Genomic DNA, 6,386 nt, shown 5'->3' on the forward strand with positions numbered 1-6,386 from the left:
GCGAGCCAGCGACAAACCCGCGGCAACTCAGGCGCAAGCGCGTTCCGTCGACGGGGTTGAAAAGCGAAGCTGAAGAGCCAACCTGAGAGACCCGCGAACAACGCATGAACAATCGAAGCTCCGAAAACAGAACACGTGGATAACGCGGCATGCGAAACCCCGAAGAATTGATCCGCGAAAGCACAGCACCCAAGGATTTCGTGGCGGTGAGCTGGAACCTTCACAAGGGCCGCACGCCGCTCGGCTTTCAAGCCTGGCAAGCCATGCAGCGCTGGGTTCAGTCGACCCACGCGGACGCCTATTTTCTGCAGGAAGCGATGGCGCGCCGCATGCCCTCGCCGGTATTGGCGAGCAGCTTCGGCGCGCCCGTCGCCGATCCCTTGAACGATGTCTGGCATTGCCAGGCGACCGAAATCGCGCAGGCGCTGCAACTGGAAATCGCGCTCGGGCCGAACGTGTTCAAGCCGTCGTGGCGGCACGGCAATGCGATTCTGTCGCCGCATCCGCTGGATCTCGGCGGACGCTGGGATATTTCCGCGCATCGCTTCGAGAAACGCGGGCTGCTGGTCGCGCGCGCGACCTTCGGCGGACACTCGGTCACCTTGCTGTGCGCGCACCTCGCGCTGACGCGCTCGGCGCGCTTGCGTCAGATGAACTGGATCGCTCACTGGATCGCGAAGGAAGCGCCGGACGGTCCGCTCGTGCTGGCCGGCGACTTCAACGACTGGCGCAACGATTCGGTGCCGCTGTTCGGCGAGCACGGCCTGCATGAAGTGGCCACGCTGCTCGGCGAGGCGGGCCGCACGTTCCCCGCTTTTTCGCCCGCCCTCGCGCTCGACAAAATGTTCGTGCGCGGCATGAAGCCGATCGAATGGATTCCGCCGACGCAGGAAACCGCGTGGCTGTCGGATCATTTGCCGTATATGGCGCGCTTGCGGGTGGAGTGACGGCGCGGGGCGTGGTTTGGCATGCGGGCCGAAAAGCGCGCTTTCGATCGATGCGATTGCGTTTGCGAACTGTCTGTCACGTAGAAACAAACCAGACGCCGGCCCCGGCACACGCGCTTTGTGCCGAACGCGAGCCCCGGCGCGACCCACTCGTTGCGCGGTTGCAGCGGGCAAACGCTGACATTCCCGAGCCTGGTTTTCCGCCCGTTTGCCTGCTTTATTGGCAGGGTCTATGCTGCGCCGCACGGCAGCTTTCTGTATCATCCTGAAAATGTTGCCCGCGCGGCGCGCCTACCCGGCGCGAGCCGGACAGCCGGTGGCAGCCGCCCCGCGCGGCCTTCGTCCATCGCCGTACCCTTGGTGACGCGCGGCGGCAAGCACGCCTGGCACTGCCCGTCGCCGGTCGTAATCGGACCCGGCGGACCCAGCGAAAACCGGCGCCCGCGCTCTTCGGCCGGAAATCCGCATGATGAGTTCGACGAACGCCGGTTGATCACCGCCGCTCGACCGCTTGATTCGCTGTTTGATTCGCTTTTCGCGCCCCATCGCCGCGTCTCGGCCCGCTGGCGGCGGGCGCGGTAAAATAATGGATTGCGCGCCATTCCGCCCGCGGGTGAGCGCAGCATCGCCCTTGCCGTGCCGGCCGGCTCCAACGACTGGCCGCCTTTGTTTTCGCACTATCCAAGAAGCCATGAGCAACCTCAATTCACAAACCGTCCTGAGCGTCCATCACTGGACCGATACGCTTTTCAGCTTCACCTGCACGCGCGATCCGTCGTTCCGTTTCGAAAACGGCCAGTTCACGATGGTGGGCCTCGAAGTCGACGGCAAGCCGCTCTTGCGCGCGTACAGCCTCGCGAGTGCGAACTACGAAGAACATCTCGAATTCCTGAGCATCAAGGTGCAGGACGGCCCGCTCACGTCGCGTTTGCAGCATCTGAAGGTGGGCGACCAGGTGCTGATCGGCAAGAAGCCGGTCGGCACGCTGATGGCGGACAACCTGCTGCCCGGCAAGACGCTGTGGCTGCTGTCCACCGGCACGGGCCTCGCGCCGTTCATGTCGATCATCAAAGATCCGGACATTTACGACCGCTACGAGCGCGTGGTCCTCACGCACACCTGCCGTTTCGTCGACGAACTGGCGTACAAGGAATACATCACCGACCACCTGCCGGCGCACGAGCACCTCGGCGAACTGGTGCAGGAAAAGCTGCTGTATTACCCGACGGTCACGCGTGAAGCGTTCGAGAACCGCGGCCGCATCACCGAGCTCATCGAGACGGAAAAGCTATTCGCCGACCTGGGCGTGCCGGGCTTCTCGCTCGAAAACGACCGCGTGATGCTTTGCGGCAGCCCGCACATGCTGCGCGACACGCGCAAGCTGCTCGACGACCTGGGCTTCCAGGAAGGCAGCAACAACGAGCCGGGCCACTATGTGGTCGAAAAGGCGTTCGTCGGTTAAGCGATTTTTCGCGGTTCGCGCCGCGAAACCAGGGAAAAGGAGCCTTCTGGCTCCTTTTTTTTCGCCGTTACAATTGAGCGTCGGATATTTGACATTTTCTGTCGGCAATCTTCCTACAGAACGGCATGAGCGGCATGTCAGGCGTTACGTGAACTAACGCCGCTAAGCCTTGATGGGCCTGCATCTTTTTCTTTTTTGGGATATGATCGCGGCGCGCCGCCGGGCGATTTCACTGCCGCTCATGGCACGACCCGCTTGTTACCGAATGTAAATTTCGTTACGTTGATGCGTGGTGATCTGCCCGTCGTAGTCATCTGATGCGGCCATATTGGAGGCCCGAGACCTGATGCGCTCTTTCGTCTTCGCGGCGCCGATGCGCCACCGCTTCGCCGTCCGCGCCGCTTTCTGAGAGAAAGTCATGGATACGTCGACTGTCGTCCGTTTCACCAGCCATTCGTCGGCCTTGTTGCCGCGCGCCGCCGAAGACGCGGGCCGCGCGGCGGCGGCGTCGTCGGCGTCGGCGGAACGCGAATTGGCTCGCCTGCGCTCGCGCGTGCGGGAGCTTTCCGCCGAACTGGTCCGGGCGCAGGAAGCGGCCTGCCGTCACGTCGCGCGCGAACTGCATGACGGCGTGGGCGCCGAATTGACCGCGACGCGCTTCGCGCTCGCCGGCGTGGAAACCTGGCTGCCCGCCGACGCTCCGGCGCAATGCTCGGCCGCGCTTGCCGTCGCCAACCGCTCGCTCGACGCCGTTTGCGCCGCGACCCGGCAGGCGGTGGCCGAACTGCACGCGCCGGCGCTCGAAGCGGGCATCGTCGGCGCGCTCGCCCAGTGGACCGGCGACTTCGCCGCCCGCACGCAGTTGCGCACGAGCTTCGTCTGCGCGGCCGACGTGCGTCTCACGCGCCTCTCCGCCGACGCCGCGCTCGCCGTGTTCCGCGTCGCGCAGGAAGCGCTGAACAACATCGCCAAGCACGCGCGCGCCGAATCCGCCGACGTGCGGATCGAAACCAGCCGTCGTCATCTGACGCTGATCGTCAGCGACGACGGCGTCGGCGTTTCGCGCCACGCACATCGCAGACACGGGCATTTCGGGCTGAGCGGGATGAAAGCGCGCTGTGCGGCCTTCGACGGCACGCTGAGCGTGACCGCCCGGCGCGGCGGCCAGCCGCTGGTGCAAAACCCGACGCAAAACCCGGCGCAACGCAGCGATAGCGAAGGCCCGCGCGGCACGCTCGTGCGCGCGCGCTTCGCGTGGGACGCGATGCTCGCCGACGCGCAGCCAGGCGGCGGCTTGCGCGCGCTGCAATCGTGAGCGAGCCGTCATGAGCCTGCGCATCCTGCTCGCCGACGATCACGCCGTGGTTCGCCAGGGCGTGCGCCAGTTGCTGCTGGATCGCGGCGTAGCGCGCGAGGTCACCGAGGCGCAGACCGGCGCGGAAGCGCTCGACGCCGTCGCGGCCCACAGTTTCGACGTCGTGCTGCTCGACATTTCGCTGCCGGACATGAACGGCGTCGAAGTGCTCAAGCGCCTGAAGCGCAAGGCGCCGCGCGTGGCGGTGCTGATGTTCTCGATGTATCGCGAGGATCAGTACGCGGTGCGCGCGCTGAAGGCCGGGGCCGCCGGCTACCTGTCCAAAACCGTCGACGCCGCGCAGATGATCGGCGCGATCCAGCAGGTCGCGGCCGGCCGCAAATACGTGAGCCCGGCGATGGCCGAGGCGCTCGCCGATTACGTCTCCTTCGACGGCGAGCAGTTGCCGCACGAAAAGCTCTCCGACCGCGAATACCAGACCCTGTGCATGCTCGCGTCAGGCAAACGGCTGACCGACATTGCCGAGGCGCTGTCGCTGTCGGTGAAAACGGTGAGCGTGTACCGCACGCGCCTGCTCGAGAAGATGAAGCTGCGCAACAACGCCGAACTCACTTTCTATGTGATGAGCAACCGGCTCGTCGACCTCAATCCGGCGATGGCGGGTTAAGCTGGCGGCTGCGGCAGGTCGGATGCCGCCGGGTTGCCGCTGGATTGCCGCTGGATTGCCGCTGGATTGCCGCTGGATTGCCGCTGGATTGCCGCTGGATTGCCGCTGGATTGCCGCTGGATTGCCGCTGGATTGCCGCTGGATTGCCGCTGGATTGCCGCTGGATTGCCGCTGGATTGCCGCTGGATTGCCGCTGGATTGCCGCTGGATTGCCGCCGGATTGCCGCTGGATTGCCGCTGGATTGCCGCTGGATTGCCGCTGGAATGCCGCTGGGTTGCCGCTGGATTGCCGCTGCGATGCCGCTCGGTCACGCCAGCGCCACGTATCCAGAGCCCCGTCTTTTTAGTGCGTCCCAAAAAGGTGCATGCGCGCGCATCCGCTAAAATCGCGGGTTTCCCGACATTCGGCGCGCGACACGCGTGCACTACTGGAGACCCCCGCCAATGTCCCTGTTCCGCAAGAAGAGCGTCGAGCACATGCTCGCGACGAGCGCCCAGAACGCCGGCCTGAAGAAAGCGCTCGGTGCGCTAGACCTGACGTTTCTCGGCGTCGGCGCCATTATCGGCACCGGCATTTTCGTGCTGACCGGCACGGGCGCCGTGCAAGCCGGCCCGGCGCTGATGATCTCGTTCCTGATTGCGGCTGTCGCGTGCGGTTTCGCGGCGCTCGCCTACGCCGAATTTGCATCGACGATTCCGGTCGCGGGCTCCATCTACACGTATTCGTACGCGACGCTCGGCGAACTGGCCGCGTGGATCATCGGCTGGGATCTGATGCTCGAATATGGGCTCGCGACGTCCGCGGTTTCGGTGGGCTGGTCCGGTTATCTGCAATCGCTGCTGTCCGGTTTCGGCGTGTCGTTGCCGGTCGCGCTGACGGCGGCGCCGGGCGCGTTGCCCGGCCATGAAACGCTTTTCAATCTGCCCGCGTTCCTCGTGATGATGGCGATCACCGCGCTGCTGTCGGTCGGCGTGCGCGAGTCGGCGCGGATCAACAACGTGATGGTCGCGATCAAGGTGACCGTGGTGCTGCTCGTGATCGCGGTCGGCGTGTTTCATGTGACGCCGGCGAACTGGCACCCGTTCATGCCGAACGGCTGGAACGGCGTGTTCGGCGCGGCCGCGGTGATGTTCTTCGCGTTCATCGGCTTCGACTCGGTGTCGTCCGCCGCCGAAGAGGTGAAAAACCCGAAGCGCGACTTGCCGATCGGCATCATCGCGTCGCTTGGCGTGTGCGCGGTGTTGTATGTCGCGGTGGCCGCTGTGGTGACCGGCATCGTGCCGTCGGCGCAGTTCGCGAACGTGTCGCATCCGGTGTCGTATGCGTTGCAGGTTGCGGGTCAGCCGTGGGTGGCGGGCTTCATCGATCTGGGCGCGGTGCTCGGCATGCTGACCGTGATCCTCGTGATGGCTTACGGACAGACGCGCGTGATTTTCGCGATGTCACGCGATGGTTTGTTGCCTGCACGGCTTTCGCGTGTGCATCCGCGGTTTGCGACGCCGTTCTTCACGACGTGGCTCGTCGGCATTTTCTTCGGGCTCATCGGGGCGCTCGTGCCGTTGAATGTGTTGGCGGAGCTGATCAACATCGGCACGTTGGCGGCGTTTTCGATGGTGTCGATCGCGGTGCTGGTTTTGCGTAGGACGCATCCGGAGTTGCCGCGCGCGTTCCGGTGTCCTGGTGTGCCGGTGGTGCCGGTGCTTGCTGTCGCTTCGTGTCTGTTTTTGATGGTGAATTTGCAGGCTATTACCTGGGTGGCTTTTTTGGTTTGGTTGGTGGTGGGGATGGGGATTTATTTCGGGTATTCGAGGAGGCGGTCGCATTTGGCCCGATGAGGGCAGGGGTTGTTGTTGTTGTTGTTGTTGTTGTTGTTAGTAACCCCCTTGGCCTTTCCTTGTTTTCATGGTGGTCTATTGGCGTTGCCCCTGTGCGGGGCGGCACTCACTTTCTTTGCCGCCGCAAAGAAAGTAAGCAAAGAAAGCGGGCTCACACCG

General features: G+C 64.4%; 6 protein-coding genes. All 6 read left to right on the forward strand.

From position 1 onward, the window contains the following. The first annotated feature begins 149 nt into the window (after positions 1-149). The 6 genes from C8K18_RS25920 (at position 150) to C8K18_RS25940 (ending at position 6,227) form a co-directional block, all read left to right on the forward strand. A complete protein-coding gene (locus C8K18_RS25920; protein WP_006050488.1) occupies positions 150-947 on the forward strand; it encodes an endonuclease/exonuclease/phosphatase family protein in 798 nt (265 codons plus the stop codon). 691 nt (positions 948-1,638) lie between these two features. After that, positions 1,639-2,409 (forward strand): ferredoxin--NADP reductase, encoded by a 771-nt coding sequence (locus C8K18_RS25925; RefSeq protein WP_006050489.1) that lies wholly within the window; start codon positions 1,639-1,641, stop codon positions 2,407-2,409. 418 nt (positions 2,410-2,827) lie between these two features. Then, positions 2,828-3,724, forward strand: a complete 897-nt coding sequence (locus C8K18_RS25930) for a sensor histidine kinase (RefSeq protein ID WP_107709172.1) — start codon at positions 2,828-2,830, stop codon at positions 3,722-3,724. Positions 3,725-3,734: 10 nt separating this feature from the next. Next, positions 3,735-4,391, forward strand: coding sequence for a response regulator transcription factor RqpR (gene rqpR, locus C8K18_RS25935; RefSeq protein WP_006050491.1), 657 nt, complete (start codon positions 3,735-3,737; stop codon positions 4,389-4,391). 33 nt (positions 4,392-4,424) lie between these two features. Further along, positions 4,425-4,775 (forward strand): hypothetical protein, encoded by a 351-nt coding sequence (locus C8K18_RS33120; RefSeq protein ID WP_146190907.1) that lies wholly within the window; start codon positions 4,425-4,427, stop codon positions 4,773-4,775. 60 nt (positions 4,776-4,835) lie between these two features. Further along, positions 4,836-6,227: an amino acid permease gene (locus tag C8K18_RS25940; protein WP_029969492.1), complete on the forward strand. Its 1,392-nt coding sequence runs from the start codon at positions 4,836-4,838 to the stop codon at positions 6,225-6,227. Positions 6,228-6,386: the final 159 nt, after the last annotated feature.

It is taken from the genome of Paraburkholderia sp. GV068 (genome assembly GCF_003058125.1).
In the GTDB taxonomy this organism is placed as follows: Bacteria; Pseudomonadota; Gammaproteobacteria; order Burkholderiales; family Burkholderiaceae; genus Paraburkholderia; species Paraburkholderia graminis.

Coding starts and splice junctions, on each gene's coding strand:
- C8K18_RS25920 (WP_006050488.1), top strand. CDS start 150: ATGCGAAACCCCGAAGAATTGATCCGCGAAAGCACAGCACCCAAGGAT.
- C8K18_RS25925 (WP_006050489.1), top strand. CDS start 1,639: ATGAGCAACCTCAATTCACAAACCGTCCTGAGCGTCCATCACTGGACC.
- C8K18_RS25930 (WP_107709172.1), top strand. CDS start 2,828: ATGGATACGTCGACTGTCGTCCGTTTCACCAGCCATTCGTCGGCCTTG.
- rqpR (WP_006050491.1), top strand. CDS start 3,735: ATGAGCCTGCGCATCCTGCTCGCCGACGATCACGCCGTGGTTCGCCAG.
- C8K18_RS25940 (WP_029969492.1), top strand. CDS start 4,836: ATGTCCCTGTTCCGCAAGAAGAGCGTCGAGCACATGCTCGCGACGAGC.